The organism is Ruegeria sp. CDSC025 (genome assembly GCF_059610805.1).
In genome coordinates this window covers 274735-289441 of sequence record NZ_JBXWOJ010000001.1, presented here as the reverse complement: position 1 = coordinate 289441, position 14707 = coordinate 274735, and the positions used below count along the sequence as shown (strand labels likewise).

The 14707-nt window shown below is 55.3% G+C and carries 11 protein-coding genes; 7 read left to right on the top strand and 4 right to left on the bottom strand.

The genetic code is table 11. The annotated features are described in order from the left end of the window. Positions 1 to 15: 15 nt before the first annotated feature. The 4 genes from AC2FH8_RS01405 to AC2FH8_RS01390 are packed head-to-tail and all read right to left on the bottom strand — an operon-like array spanning position 16 to position 3523. Positions 16 to 1425, bottom strand: a complete 1410-nt coding sequence (locus AC2FH8_RS01405) for a hypothetical protein (protein ID WP_281994716.1) — start codon at positions 1423 to 1425, stop codon at positions 16 to 18. Continuing rightward, complete coding sequence (locus AC2FH8_RS01400; protein ID WP_281994717.1) at positions 1422 to 2171, bottom strand: methyltransferase domain-containing protein; 750 nt, start codon at positions 2169 to 2171, stop codon at positions 1422 to 1424. The genes AC2FH8_RS01405 and AC2FH8_RS01400 overlap by 4 nt, the downstream gene beginning before the upstream one ends. A 9-nt stretch (positions 2172 to 2180) precedes the next feature. Further along, positions 2181 to 2567 (bottom strand): GtrA family protein, encoded by a 387-nt coding sequence (locus tag AC2FH8_RS01395; protein WP_271946729.1) that lies wholly within the window; start codon positions 2565 to 2567, stop codon positions 2181 to 2183. Then, positions 2564 to 3523 carry a glycosyltransferase family 2 protein gene (locus AC2FH8_RS01390; protein WP_271946727.1) on the bottom strand — a complete coding sequence of 320 codons (960 nt, stop codon included), beginning with the start codon at positions 3521 to 3523 and terminating at the stop codon, positions 2564 to 2566. Before AC2FH8_RS01390 ends, AC2FH8_RS01395 begins: the two co-directional genes overlap by 4 nt. Before the next feature lie 651 nt (positions 3524 to 4174). Here AC2FH8_RS01390 and AC2FH8_RS01385 point away from each other — a divergent pair. The 7 genes from AC2FH8_RS01385 (at position 4175) to pglX (ending at position 14704) form a co-directional block, all read left to right on the top strand. Beyond that, positions 4175 to 4375, top strand: coding sequence for a helix-turn-helix transcriptional regulator (locus AC2FH8_RS01385; protein WP_248408550.1), 201 nt, complete (start codon positions 4175 to 4177; stop codon positions 4373 to 4375). 155 nt (positions 4376 to 4530) lie between these two features. Then, positions 4531 to 5409, top strand: a complete 879-nt coding sequence (locus tag AC2FH8_RS01380) for a BrxR family helix-turn-helix transcriptional regulator (protein ID WP_496687809.1) — start codon at positions 4531 to 4533, stop codon at positions 5407 to 5409. Next, on the top strand, positions 5410 to 5922 hold the full coding sequence (locus AC2FH8_RS01375) for a BrxE family protein (protein WP_496687806.1): 513 nt from the start codon (positions 5410 to 5412) through the stop codon (positions 5920 to 5922). Next, positions 5919 to 6707, top strand: coding sequence for a DUF1819 family protein (locus AC2FH8_RS01370; RefSeq protein ID WP_496687804.1), 789 nt, complete (start codon positions 5919 to 5921; stop codon positions 6705 to 6707). The genes AC2FH8_RS01375 and AC2FH8_RS01370 overlap by 4 nt, the downstream gene beginning before the upstream one ends. After that, positions 6688 to 7263 carry a BREX protein BrxB domain-containing protein gene (locus tag AC2FH8_RS01365; RefSeq protein ID WP_496687802.1) on the top strand — a complete coding sequence of 192 codons (576 nt, stop codon included), beginning with the start codon at positions 6688 to 6690 and terminating at the stop codon, positions 7261 to 7263. The genes AC2FH8_RS01370 and AC2FH8_RS01365 overlap by 20 nt, the downstream gene beginning before the upstream one ends. Positions 7264 to 7289: 26 nt before the next feature. Continuing rightward, positions 7290 to 10916: a BREX system P-loop protein BrxC gene (brxC, locus tag AC2FH8_RS01360; protein ID WP_496687799.1), complete on the top strand. Its 3627-nt coding sequence runs from the start codon at positions 7290 to 7292 to the stop codon at positions 10914 to 10916. 2 nt (positions 10917 to 10918) lie between these two features. Further along, on the top strand, positions 10919 to 14704 hold the full coding sequence (pglX, locus tag AC2FH8_RS01355; protein WP_496687797.1) for a BREX-1 system adenine-specific DNA-methyltransferase PglX: 3786 nt from the start codon (positions 10919 to 10921) through the stop codon (positions 14702 to 14704). Positions 14705 to 14707: the final 3 nt, after the last annotated feature.

Here is a 14707-nt window from a genome sequence, read left to right as displayed (position 1 = left end):
CAACTCACCTTTTGATCAGGGCCCCAGATTGGGACGCGGCAAAAGGATAAAGGCCTGGTCACCAGATGATGCGACAACAGGCGTCGAGACCCAGTCGCCTGGATCGAACGGAGGTGTAATCCCATCGCATCTATCGGGCTGCTTCCAGCACATGATGATCTCGGCCCCGGTCAGATAGTTTAACCGCAACCGCAGCCCCCGTTCGAATTGAACTCTGGCGTCTGCCGCGCCATTCACGCCAAGAAAATGCCCATAGATATATACGGTTTCGACCTGTTCAGGCAGGCTTTGCGCCAATGCGCGCGTTGCTTTTTGCCAAGGCGGGATGAACATAAACGATGTTTTGCCAATGAGCATCAAATTGATCATCAACACGCACATCAACAAGATACGCGAAACACTTAACCATCTTTTTGAAGACTGCAGAAACTGAACCCCACACGTGGTGAGCACGACTCCAAACAAGATCCAAAGCCAGTTCAATGCCCGAACAGGGACCTGCACCCCCGACATAATCGCCTTGAGGATAAGCGGTGCCAGACCAGCAAGTGCAGCCATCAGGATCGCGACGGCAAACATCCGTCTTCGGGTAAACAGGAACCCCCAGGCACCTGCAAATAGGGCCAAGAGCATCAAGCCATAACCGATTGTCCCTCCGCCCATTGTATAGATGATGGATCGAAGGAATACTTTGACCTTGGTAAGGTTCAGCAGCAGGTCATCGACCGAATTTACTTCGTTCGGCCCACGCCATTCAGCAACCGGTATACCAAATATCCCATGATAAAAGTAGTTCAGGGTGTAAACACTCAGCAACGCCAGAACCAGGCTGACAAAGAAAATGATCAGCGTAACAGCGACGCTGGTATAGGTTTTTGGCGCCTTGTTTGACAGCAGGATCAGTGTCAGCAACAGGAACGGATAGGTCGTGTAGGCCATGAAGGATAAGGGCACTGCCACAACCAAAAGGGCCAGCGACACACGATGCGGCAGAAACAGAACTGCCAGGCTGTACAAGGTGATAACCCAGATCCCCGGCAGCAACGTGTTGAACCAGTATGAAATCAGGAATGCTGGAACCGAAAACGCAATGAATAGCGCAAGATAACCTTTGTACCAGATCGGGTCCGAACGCTCCATGATCGCGGCTGCTGCCGCAGCCGAGAACAAGCCCCAGGCTATGTTATAGAGATACATGCTTATTTGTGAGGGCCATAGAAATGGCCGAAACTGCCACCAGTAGTTCAACCAACGACCTTCATCCAAGGCCTTGTGGTAGGCAATCTCGGTCCAGCCCAGCAGCGCCGGGAAATCATCATGACGTACGAAAGGGTCGAAAAGCTGTGGCCAATTGATCAAGAACAACGCAGCGATGCAAAGCAGGGACAGAAAAAGAAACTCCTGCCGAGATGTTTTTTCCGTCATGATTTGTCGCCATATGACCTTGCAATAACAGAGGCCCGGACCTGAGCGATAGCGGTGACAGCCGACCGGGGCAAGGCACGCACAACCAGCTTGCGTAGGGTCCAGCCTAAACTGCCGACCTCTTTCAACGCGCCGGGCGCGACTTTGGTATCCAGCACGTCCTGAGACAGCCGGACTGCCCCTGATTGGTTCGCATAGAGGACAGAATTATACCGATACCAGGGTTCGATCGATTGATCCCCGAACATTTCAGGCCGCAAACAATCATAGGCAGTGTATCCCCGTTCAGCGAACAAACCCTGCCAAAAGGACAGGCGCTGTTCATTTATATGAAACTCGCCGCCCTGCCCCGGAACGGCGGCTGAGAACAGGACCAGATCGCTATGTGTGGTCAGGCTCTGAACCAGGCTGGCCGACGCGTCGTGCGGCAAGTGTTCACCGACCTCAAGCGACTGAGCCAAATCAAACTGGCGTCCAAGCTCGACCGGTTTGGACAGATCTGCACTGATAAACGCCTCAGCCGGTATCGCAAGCTTGTCACGATCCACATAGTCGCCATCGACACCGGCAATATCCTTGCAACCCGCGGCCTGCCACTCCGACAGCCACACACCCCGCCCGCAGCCAAAGTCCACGACACTGTCCGCAGAGATTTTTCCTAGAAGGCAAGCAATTAGCCTGTTTGCGGACCGCCTGGCGCCCTGGTCAATATAGTCAAAGAACTCGTTTGAATAGATATGCGACATTGCCAATCTCTAGGTTGAATTCTGCGGTTTATAGACCCATAGCCGTAGGAACGCGAAGTTGATCACAGGCAGAACAACTACAACGACAGCGGCCGAGGCAGCTTCGCTCAGGCCAAAACGAGGACCGGCCAGTCCGGTAATCGCAGCTGAAACCAGCAGCCCAATTCCGACCATGCAAAGAAACCGCCCAAACTGTGCAGGAACCACCAGCGCCTGCCCGAAGGTCCAGACTGTTTGCCCAATATATTGGATCAGGATTGCGGACCCAAAAGCCAATGCATTGGCGATCCAAGGCGAATGAAACACGCGCAACAGGCCCAGATAGGCCAGCATGTAGTAACCAGCCACGCCTAAGCCCACGATGGCAAACCGGATTATGCGGCGCCGTTCGCTCATTTCTGCGCGGTCTTCTCTTCTACTATGGTGTCCGAAATCTCTGAGGTCTCTTGATCTACAAAATAGAGTGGTCGGTTTTTGGCCTCGATATACAGACGTCCGAGATATTCCCCCATGATTCCAAGCGTCAATAGCTGGATACCCGAGAAGAAACTGATCACCAGAACCGTCGACGCCCAACCCGCAACCGCGTTGTAAAGGATCAAGGACCAAAAGACGTAGACCGCCATCAGCGCGGCGATAATCAGTGTCAGAAAGGCCATTCGTGTGGCGATCTGCAGCGGTTTGATCGAAAAACTCGCCAGTGCATCAAGCGCAAAGCGGATCATCTTGGACATCGGGTATTTGGTCTCGCCCGCGATCCGTGGGTCGCGGATGTATTCGATCCCGATTTGACGAAAACCAACCCAAGCGAACATGCCCCGAACGAACCGCGCGCGTTCCGGCATACTCAGAACCGCATCCAGCGCCCGACGGCTAACAAGCCGGAAATCGCCCGTGTCATTTGGAATGGGTACGTCCGAAAGCCGGTTCAATATGCGGTAGAAACCATGAGCTGTTACTTTCTTAATCCAACTTTCGCCTTTTCGCTCACTCCGACGCCCATAAACCACATCATAACCCTGATCCATCATCGCCATCATGTCCGACAAAAGCTCCGGCGGGTCTTGCAGATCGGCATCCAACATGAAAATCCGCTGCCCTTGGGCTGCATTCAGCCCCGCTGTCAGAGCAATCTGGTGACCGCGGTTACCCGATAGCTTCAAACCGCGAATACGCGGATGAAACTCGCTTTGGGCACAGATTGCGCGCCATGTTTCGTCATTAGACCCATCATCCACCAGAATAATCTCGGATTCGGCGTTCCACTGTTCAGTCGCAGCGATCAGGCGCTCCACCAGTAAGGGGATCGACTCCTCTTCGTTCATGCATGGAATGACGACAGACAGTAACATCTAACCTCCGGGCGCAATTTTGCGGCGCACCTATCGCAAAACGAACCAGCCAAGGAATAACGTTCACTTGGCGTTGTAGATGTATTGATATCTCAACAGACGCATCAGCGAACAAGCCGAGCGCCGAGTTTTCACCTGTAGTTACCCAACCGACACAGGAATAGGCCCTACCCAACAGTTTGACTGCCTCGCATCCTGAAATTCCCTTGCCTGCAAGAAACAGTAATTCTGGGCCATCTAAATTGGATGAATTCGCTCAACATGGGTTATGTGAATCGCTTACCGAGCCTTTTTTGCTGGGGGGCTCCAAAACAATGTCTGAGATGTGAAACACCTAAGCGTCCAAGACAAGAGCTGGTGTTGTGGCGGAGGGAATGACTCGCTCCGCAATTCGGCTGTTTTGGCGTTTCGGATCGAGTCTAGACGCCACGAAAATCCCTGAAATTTTGAGAAAAGTGTCCGACCCCTTGCCGATAGGCATCTCACTACCGCGAAGGGTCCGACTTAGCTTCGATGGCATGCGCCGTTTTACTCTAGCCCCGCCTGTTTCGGACATAGCCTCGGGACACTCAACATACCGACTTGAATAGGTTTTCTTCTCACGCCTTCGTTCTGCTGCGACCAAAGTGAGTTGCGCAAAAGGAGACGAAAATGAGCGAAGTATGTCTGAGTCAGATCGAACTAGCGGCCCGTTGGAAGATCAGCCACCGAACACTTGAACGCTGGCGTTGGGCCCAGGAAGGTCCACGATACCTGAAAATTGGCGGCCGGGTCGTGTACAGAGTGTCCGACGTCGAGGCATTTGAACGCGAGGTTCAAAGCTTTCCGGACGAGCTACCGGCCGAAGGCTGAGCAACCCGCCTCGCCCCTCCCGGGGCTGCGTCAGCGCGAAAAAGACAATCACACGAAGCATTTCGATTGAACACGACATGACTCCCCGCTAGCGTGCAGACAGCACAAAAAATGGGCGCGTATATTAATCATACGCGCCGAGTCGGGAGTGCGAAGTGGATAACGACAAGTCGGAGCTTCGTTGGGGAGTCGCGCAGCGCCTCGAGTTCATCGAGTTCCGCTTGTTTTGGGAGGGGCATGTGAACCGCAGCGACTTGATGGAACAGTTCGGGCTTTCAGTGAACCAAGCGTCCGCCGACCTGAACCGCTATATCGGGGTCGTGCCGGACAACATGGTTTACGACAAGAGTGCGCGGACATATGTCCGGGGACCAGACTATGCCCCACACTTCCTCAAACCTAATGCCAGCCGCTATCTAGCGCAGCTACGCTCTTTGGCTGATGGCATAATGGACAGCGACGATACCTGGATCGCTGAACTGCCGTCATATGATGCCGCGCCAACGCCCACCCGCGGTGTAAACCCTGTCATTCTGCGATCCGTTGTCGGCGCCATCCGCCGTTCAGAGGCCATCGAGGCGAAGTATCAATCCCTCTCACGGCCTGAGCCGACTTGGCGGTGGATCGCGCCACACGCCATCGGATTCGATGGCTTTCGATGGCACACACGGGCGTTCTGCAAGACCGACGAGGTGTTCAAGGACTTCTTGCTCTCTCGCATCATCTCGACGCGCGGCGTTGAAGCCAGCGAGGTCACGGATGCAGCCGATGCGGACTGGCAAGAGCAAGTAACGCTTGAAATCGGTCCCCACCCAGAGCTGTCCGAAAGCCAGAAAAATGTAGTCGCGCTCGACTATGGAATGCGAGATGGCAAAGCAGAGATTCAAGTGCGCCGGGCGCTTCTCTATTATGCACTCAAGAGACTGGGGCTCGACAACGACGCCGCAGCCCGCCCTCCTCACGAACAGCAAATTGTCCTGGTGTCCCCAATTACAGGCCTGCCAGAGGGCAGTTCTATAGGAAGAGAGGGCTAGATGGTTCTTAGTGAACAGTCCGATTTGATGCGGCGAATAGTAGGTATTCGATATCTTGTCGGGTTCCTCGGCGAGAAATCGCAGTGCAATTGGTGGCCGACATCGTTTTACGAGGCGTCGAGCATTCGGTTTCTAGAACCGGTGTTTTCGCGAACGGCTCCCCTGGCACAGTACCATGGCGCAGTGGAGGCAGCACGTCGGTTTCATGACGAAAACTTAAACGTGGGCTCATTCCATATCTTCCGGCTTCCAGAAGAGATCGAACAAGACCTGCACGAAATGGTGCAGGCACGACTACTCGAGCTCTTTGATCCCGACTTGATCGTTGATCAGGCTGCCGCTCTCAACGCTCTTTCAAAGGTTAGCAATGGAACGGTCGATGAGGCTGTCGGACCTGTGCTGGTTGGAAGAATCGACGAACTCCGCGCATCCGATCTTTTGGACAAGGTTGGTGCAATCTACCGGATGGCGCTGTCCTCCGACACGCAAGCTCTTCCTTACTTGGTCGCATGATGGAACGGGCGCCTTACACAACTCAGTTGCAGGCGGGGCTTGGTCTTGTGAACGAGACGAGAGCTCTTCTCGAGTTGTGGTCGCCTGGCATGTCGGCGAGTCAGTTGCACGATATTGCTCTGAAATCTGGAAGATTTCCGGAAATTACTGCGCGACGGTTACGAAACATCGTCTCAGAATGCTTTGCGCCGCGCTATCTGACGGCCGACGCCGAACCGGCGCTCCATTTGAAGAAACTGTCCGCCGATCTCCCGGCATCGGAGCTCATTCAGCTTATGCTCGTGTTTACAAGCCGAGCAAATCCCATTCTTGGCGACTTTATTCGCGACGTCTACTGGGCACGTTACGCGGGCGGCTACCAAGAGATCTCCAGCGAAGACGCGCGGGCGTTCGTGGAGCGAGGAATTGACGATGGGAAGACATCAAAACGGTGGTCTGAATCGACGATCCGCCGAGTGTCTGCATACCTAACTGGATGTTGTGCCGACTATGGGTTGCTTGAACGTGGACTACGGTCGAGTCGTCGCATTCTTCCGTTTCGGATTTCACCAATAACGAGCGCATATCTGGCCTACGAGCTGCATTTCCGTGGCATTGGCGACAATGCCGTTCTGAACCACGACGATTGGAAGCTCTTTGGTTTAGAGCGAGACGATGTGCTTGAAGAGATGAAGCGTCTTTCCCTGAAAGGCCTCGTCATCATTCAGTCCGCGGGAGATGTCGTGCGGATCAGCTGGAAACAACGCGACATGGAGGAGCTTTGCGATGTCCTCATTAAGGGCTGACTTTGACGAACTTCGTGAGAGGATACGGCATGGCCGCGAGCTCGGGCATGCGAGCTTCGAGCCCATCTACTACCTCATCTTTTCTCCGGAACAGATTTTGGAGGTCAAGCGGCAAACGCCAGCTTGGGAGGCAAAGCTGCACCAAGAAGGATGGGACGTGCACGTTTTCTCGGTCGCCGAAAACCTATGGGCGCTATTGCAAGAGGACCCCTTCTGGTCGTTGTGTGTCCAACAAGACAAAGCCTCACCAACAGATTGGGCTCGTACCAACTTGGCACTGGCTGACATTGTTGCAAACGGTGGTGGCCTACTGCGTAGGCTCGAAGATGCTCTCAAGCCCCTCGAGGGCAACGCGAGCGCGTTGCTCTTAGTCACAGACCTTGAGGCCCTGCATCCATTTCTACGAATTGGTGCGATTGAGAGCCAACTTCAGGGCAAGTTTCACGTGCCGACCATCTTCCTCTATCCGGGGGTTCGCACGGGCAAGACCCGCCTCAAGTTTCTCGGGTTCTACCCCGAAGACGGAAATTACCGCTCTGTCCACGTTGGCGGCTAGAGGCAGAAAAGTTCAGGGATACAAAAATGAGCATTAGATCTCTATTCGATCCAAGCAAAGACATCTACAGGACCATCGAGAAGGTCATCACTTATGGCGCTGCTCAGGAAGACCGCCTGAAGTCAGAGATTGCCGAATACGTTGTGACTGAAAGCATCGAGGAGCAGTTCAGACGGCTTCTCGATCGCATGCAACTCGCAATGGAAGCGGGCGGCGAAAACGAAGTGGGTGTTTGGGTCTCAGGCTTTTATGGATCGGGCAAGAGCTCGTTCACGAAGTATTTGGGCCTTGCTTTCGATGACCAGCGCACGATCGATGGAACGCCGTTCATCAAGTATCTCCAAGACCGCCTGCACAAGCCCCAAACCAAAGCCCTGTTGAACACGGTTGCACAGCGTTTTCCTGCGGCCGTCGTGATGCTGGACTTGGCAAGTGAGATGCTGGCAGGCGCGACGATGGAGGAAGTATCCACCGTCCTTTACTTCAAGGTGCTCCAATGGGCTGGCTACTCCCGCAACCTTAAGGTCGCGGCATTTGAGCGAATGGTAGAAAAAGATGGCCGCACCGAAGAGCTACATCGACTCGTCGCAGAAGCATTGCCAGGAGCGACATGGGATCGTGTTCAGAACAACCCTCTCGCCATTGATGGCCTGATCCCTAAGATCGCGCACGAGATGTATCCGGCGTTGTTCCCAGAAGCGAAAAGCTTCTCTTCGAGCACGGACGGGTTCTTCCAGTTCGAAGACCAACGCGTCCAGGAGATGATCGACATTGTTCGCTCCAAGAGTGGCAAGCAGAACATCATCTTTATCGTCGATGAGGTCGGCCAGTATGTTGCCTCTCGCGACAACCTGATCCTCAACCTGGATGGTCTTGCCAAGAACCTGAAACGTCTTGGAGATGGAAAAGTCTGGATCATCTCTACGGCCCAGCAAACGCTGACCGAAGACGATCCGCGGGCCGCACTGAACTCAGATAAACTCTACAAGCTCAAGGATCGTTTCCCGATTCAGATCGATCTGGAATCCAGCGATATTAAGGAAATCTGCTATCGTCGACTGCTTGGCAAATCGCCAAGCGGTGAAGAGCAGCTTGGGAAATTGTTCGATGCGCATGGTCAAGCGCTGCGACACAACACGAGGCTTCAGGACGCAAAATACTACGATGCCGACTTCACCCGCGAGACGTTCATAAACCTATACCCGTTCCTTCCCGCGCACTTTGACATTCTTCTCCACTTGCTCGGTGCACTGGCCAAGTCGACCGGCGGCATTGGCCTGAGATCAGCCATCAAGGTCATTCAGGATGTTCTAAAGGGTGAAGGTGGAACGACCGCCATGGCAGATCAGCCGGTTGGCTGGCTCGCCACGACCGTTACGCTCTATGACGAACTTGAGAAGGACATTCGACGGGCTTTTCCGTCTGTACATCAAGCTGTCGGCAAGGTGCTCATCCGCTTCCCTGATGGCGACCTTCATCAAGATATCGCGAAATCAGTCGCGGTTCTTCAGATCCTCGGGAACTTGCCAGTTAGTGTCCAGAATGTCGCTAGCTTGATGCATCCATCAATCACCTCAGGGTCCCAACTCGACAAGGTGAAAGACGCTGTCGATGAAATGCTTGGCGACGTGTTGGTTCCGCTCGGAGAGAAGGACGGAAACCTTGTCTTCTTGAGTGAGAAACTTCGGGACATCGAGCAAGAGCGTGGAGCCCTGGCACTTCGCTCCGTCGATGTCCGGCGGATTTTCAGCGACTCTGTGCGTGAAGTTTTCGACCCTTTGCCAAGGGTCAGCCTTCACGGGACATTGGCTGTTGCATCGGGGATCAAAGTCCAATCTGGCAGCGCCGTGACAAGCCTTGCCGGAGACCAGAACACCGTCCAGACAGTCCTGGAGTTGGTGGCTGCCGCCGACTATGACGCAGCGCGCAACCGGATGCTCGACGATTCTCGCAGTCGTACCGGGCGGAACATCATCGGTCTGCTTGCGCGCTCCAATCCAGAACTGGATGATCTGGCAAACGAAATTTATCGGTGCCAGCGAATTGCCGAACTTCATCGGAACGAACCGGACCAGGAGGTTCGCGACTACTGTTCCGGCCAATTGGACCGGGCGGCCAAGCAGGCCACGCAACTTCAAAGCAAGATCAAGCAAACGCTCCAAGCTGGTTCGTTCGTCTTTCGTGGCCAGGCAACAGCCGTGTCTGCGCTAGATTCCAATCTACTGGATGCGGCCAAGAAGCTCCTGAATGATGTTGCGACGCAGGTGTTCGATCGCTACGTCGAGGCGCCTGTGCGCGCAGGTACCGATACTGCCGAAAAATTTCTGAAGGTGGCGAATCCCGCTGCCATAAGCAGCAGTATTGATCCGCTTGGGCTCGTTCAAACCACCTCCGGTCGAGCGTCATTCAAGACCGACCACAAGGCGATGACAAGCATTCGGGACTACATCGACAAACGTGGCACCGTAGATGGGAAGCGACTTCTTGACGACTTCAGCAGCGATCCTTTTGGATGGTCGCCTGACACGACCCGATACATTCTGGCCGCCATGCTGATGGCTGGAGAGATCAAATTGAAGGTCTCTGGTCGAGAGGTGACGGCCGCGGGTCAGCAGGCCATCGATGCGCTCAAGACAAACAATTCGTTCAAACAGATTGGCGTTGCCCTTCGGGATGAGCGTCCGTCAAACGAAACGCTTGACCGCGCTGCAAACCGGCTGACGGAGTTGATCGGCGACATTGTCATCCCGCTTGAACAGGAAATCAGCAAAGCTGCGGCAAAGCACTTCCCACGTTTCCAACACGACTACGGCTCGCTGGGAGAGAAGCTCAGCGGTTTGGGGCTTACTGGAGGCGACCGTGTCCGAGCGATGAACCAGGAGCTTGCGGACGTCCTGTTCACTGACGCGTCAGACGCGCCACAGCGCCTCGGCGCGGAGACGTCAGCTCTCTTCGACAACCTTAAATGGGCACTTGAGGTGAAGCGTTCGCTTGACAATGGCCTTGATGGAACCCTGCGCGAACTCCAGTCGCACCGCCAAGATATCGAAGCGCTCCCGGATACAGGCGTGCCGGGTGAACTGCGGAACGAGCTGAGCGAAGACCTGTCGGCACTCTCCGAACGCCTTAAAACTGAGGACTTCTTCAAGCATAGCGCAGACTTCAGTTCGCTGCTCACGCACGTCAAAGGCCGCGTCCGTGAGGCGGTGATCTCGCTTACAGACCAGCAAAAACTGCGCATCAAGGAAGGTGCGGAAGAGCTTCAGCGCGTGCCAGAATGGGGGGAGTTGACCCAGGAAGAGCGCGGGAGCGCCATCGGCCAGCTGGACGGCCTTGAGCTGACTGCGTCCCACGATCTTGCGGGCCTGCGGAGGCTGTTGGCCCGTGACTATGACATCAGCAGCACGATCGACGAGCTCCGGCGCTCGATTCAACGACAAGGCCAGGAACGCATCCGGCAACGGATCGAGGACGAGCGCGCTGAGAAGGGCAAGAAGGGCCCGGCCAAGTTCGAGCAAGCGGTTTCTGTGCCCACCAAAATGACAACGGCCGCCGACCTGGATGCCCTCATCCTCAAACTCAACGAGATCAAAGCCCAGCTCGCGCTCTACGACGAAATCGAAGTCTCATTCAGCTTCGGCAGTGAGGAGTAAGAATGGCGTTTGATCAGTCCACCCGTAACCGCCTCCAGCGCTTCGTCACCGACGCACGTCGAACTCTGGAAGAGGAATTTACCCGTCAGCTCCAGAACGATTTCGGGCTGGATCCGATTTCCGGCACGGCGTCCCCGCTCGAAAGCCTACGCCACATCAACGACCAGCAACGCGAGACGGCGCGGATCCTGCGCGACACGCTGGCTCACTACTGCGCCAGCGCGGACACCGACACAAAGGCCGGCCTCGATCGCATCGTGCGCGAACAGGCCTTCACCGTTCTGAACCGCCTCGCGGCGCTCAGGATGGCCGAAGCCCGCGGGCTTCTGATGGAATCCGTCGGCAACGGTTACCAGGCCAAGGGGTTCCAGCTTTACGCCCGTCTGGCAGGCACCGGTCTTGGTGAAACCGGCGACGCTTACCGCGTCTATCTCCAGAGCGTCTTTGACGAGCTGTCACAGGATCTACCCGGCCTCTTCGACCGCTTCTCGCCCCAGGGCCGCCTTTTTCCGCGTGAAGCTGCACTGATCCAGGTCCTCACCCTCATAAACCACGGCGAGATCGAACCGCTCTGGGCCGAGGATGAGACGATCGGCTGGATCTACCAGTACTTCAACTCGAAGGAAGAGCGCAAAGCGATGCGCGATGCGTCCCAGGCGCCGCGCAACAGTCGCGAACTGGCGGTGCGCAACCAGTTCTTCACCCCGCGCTATGTGGTGGAGTTCCTGGTCGACAACACGCTGGGGCGGCTCTGGTTCAACTGGACCGGCGGGCAAACCGACCTGCGCGACCGTTGCCAATACCTACTTGTGAAACCGGATGAACAGCCCGAACCCGACAAGCGCCTGCGCGACCCGCGCACGATCAAGCTGCTTGATCCGGCCTGCGGGTCGATGCATTTCGGGCTCTACGCTTTTGATCTGTTCCTGGAGATCTATCGCGAGGCTTGGGCGTGGGAGCAGACCCATGGCCCCGGCTGTCTGGATACTGAGACCGGCGGCAACGCCGATCTGAAACCGCTCAGCCAGACCTATGCCGACCAGAATGCGTTCCTGCACGACGTGCCGCGGCTGATCATCGAACACAACATCTACGGCGTCGACATCGACCCGCGCGCGGCGCAGATCGCGTCGCTGGCGCTGTGGTTGCGGGCGCAGCGGGCCTGGCATGAGGCGGGCGTCAAGGCCAAGGATCGGCCCCAGGTGGGGCGCGGGCATGTGGTGGCGGCCGTCGCTCCCCCGGCCGAGGTGGATCTGCGCAAGCGGTTCATGGAAGAGCTCGATCCGCTGGATGCAGAGCTGTTCGAGAAGACGCTGTTCCTGCTCAAGGGCCTGCCAGAGCTCGGCGTGCTGTTGCAGGTCGAGAAGGAATTGCCTGCTCTTGTGCGCGCCGTGTTTGGCGAGCACGGCGACCTCTTCCGCGAAGAGGATATGGCGCAATGGCAGAAGGCTGAGGCACGGTTGCAGGACGCCCTCACCGAGTTCGCACGCGCCGCGCGTGCCACCTATCAAGGACGGTTGTTTGCGGAAGATGCCCTTCAAGGGCTGCGGATGATCGACCACTGCCGCGAGGTGTTCGACGTGGTGGTGATGAACCCGCCATTCGGCGACGTCTCAAGCGGTTCCAAAACCTACATTTTCAAAACCTTTCCCGTTTCGAAGGCCGATGTGTATGCCGTATTCATCGAACGAGGGCTTCAGCTTCTTAGATCTGGAGGTCAGCTCGGCGCAATCACGTCAAGAACAGGCTTCTATTTAACCTCGCTTCGAAATTGGCGAGAGCTTTTAACAAAAGTAGCGCCAATCACAGGTTTTGTAGATCTTGGACTCGGAGTCCTAGACTCTGCAATGGTAGAGGCAAGCTGCTTTACCGCGAGCAAGCAAGAAGAACCTGTAGATGCTGCATTTATCAACTGCATAAAGGCAAAGGACAAAGACAAGGATTTGCTCGAAGGGATACGGGAGGAGCGAATCAAATGGCTCGATGTGAAAAAATTTGATGAAATACCCGGCTCTCCCTTCTCGTATTGGGCTCCAACTGAACTTGTCGATCTGTTTGCAACGAATGAGCCTTTCTCAGCTAGCGGATTTAGGGTCCGCCAAGGGCTTGGATCAAGCGACAACTTTCGCTTCTTGCGTTTGTGGTGGGAAGTAAATCCCGATACGATCGGATTTAATCGACGCTGGTCCCCATATGCAAAGGGCGGCGGTTATCGCCCTTACTGGGGTGATCAAGAGTTGCTAGTTCTCTGGGAAAACGATGGCCGGGAAATAAAAGAATTTAGTGCTAGTCTTTATGGGTCTTGGTCGAAGCAAATCACCAATGTCGACTTCTACGGACGGTCGGGCTTGACGTACTCGTCACGAACCTCGTCGGATTTTGCTCCGCGAATTTTCTTTGAGGGATCCGCTTTCGACACCAAGGGATCATGTATTTTTGACATCATGGGTCCAGATAAGCCAGAGCGTTTAGCAAAGGCTCTGGTGGTTCTTCAATCTCCAGTGTTTCGAAATCTGTTGAACCTTTGTGTAGCAACGTCAGGCGATACCGCGCGATCATATACTGAAGCGCTAGTCGAAAAGATGCCAACGCCCGACATTGATTTGATCCCGGATCGGGCTGTCGAGATGCTCATGGAAGTTTTGGCGAGTGTGAAAGAATTCACTCGCCTTTCTGAAGTAAGTCAGTGCTTTGATGGCAGCGTAGCTGGCATCGGATCAGCAAAGTCGGCTCTTGATGAAATCAAGCTGAATGCGAAATCGGCCCAGGCGAGATACGAAGCCATCGTCCGAGAATTGGACGATTTGGTGGCTAGTGCATATGGCATTGGAGTAGACGCGATCGATTTCGAACAATCTACATCCTCTCATCCATTTGTTGCACTAGACAATATCCCGGCGGACCCCGAACAGCTAATTGAGCGCCGATTTTCCTGGGCAGTAGGTGTTTCCTTTGGACGTTTCTCTTTGGAAAGGCCAAAGAACTCATCTGCAGGCATATCTGCGATTGAGGTGTTCAAGTCCCAGCCGGTTGTGAACTTGGCTATGGTGAGGGCTCTGGAGGAGCGCACCGCCCCCACAAACCCAATACTAGTTGATGATCAAGGTCATCCTCTAGATATCGTAAGGCATATTGAACAAGTTTTTGAGGATAAGAAAATTGAAACACCTGACTCGCTTCGCGGTTTCTTGAGGCGTAATTTTTTTGCTAAGCATTTGACGACCTATTCAGAAAGCCGCCGCAAGGCCCCGATCTACTGGCCGCTCTCAACCAGTTCAGGCAACTACACGCTCTGGCTCTACTACCCCAGCCTGACTGACCAGACCCTCTTCACCGCCGTCAACGACTTCATCGAGCCAAAGCTCAGCCAAGTCGGCCAGGACGTCGCCGCCCTGCGCACCAAAGGCAGCGCCCGGTCCCGCGACGACGAGAAAACCTTCGAAGCGCTCCAGACCCTCGAGCTCGAACTGATCGAGCTGCGCGACACCCTGTTGGCCATCGCCCAGACCTATCGCCCGAACCACGACGACGGTGTCCAGATCACCGCCGCCCCGCTCTGGCAGCTGTTCCGCCACAAGCCATGGCAGAAGGTCCTGAAGGACACCTGGGCTAAGCTGGAAAAAGGCGACTACGACTGGGCCCACCTCGCCATGGCCTATTGGCCGGACCGCGTGCGCGAAAAGTGCAAGACCGACAAGTCCCTCGCCATCGCGCATGACCTGGAACACCTCTACGTCGAGCCCGAACCTAAACCCACAAAGGCCCGCGGCCGCAAGAAAGATGGGTAACGC